Origin of the sequence: Streptomyces sp. N35, from assembly GCF_016464295.1 — a bacterium.
Classification (GTDB): domain Bacteria; phylum Actinomycetota; class Actinomycetes; order Streptomycetales; family Streptomycetaceae; genus Streptomyces.
On sequence record NZ_JAEIMH010000029.1, the window covers coordinates 1 to 263 of the forward strand.

Here is a 263-nt window from a genome sequence, read left to right on the forward strand (position 1 = left end):
GTGCGGGACAGCCCTCACCACCGCGCCCGGGGCCCGCCGGTGCGGGACAGCCTTCGCCTCCGCGCCTGGGGATCGCCGGTGCGGGACAGCCGTCGCCTCCGCGCCCGGGGACCGCCGGGCAGGTGTCGCCCCCTGGTGCCGAGGTCTCCGCGGCACCGCGGCCCACGACCCCCTTGGCCATCCCCACCTATCCCGCCGCCGGGCGCGCCCGCCGCGCCCTCGGCGAGGGCCGGGGCTACGCGCAGTGGCGGGGGGGGGGCGGC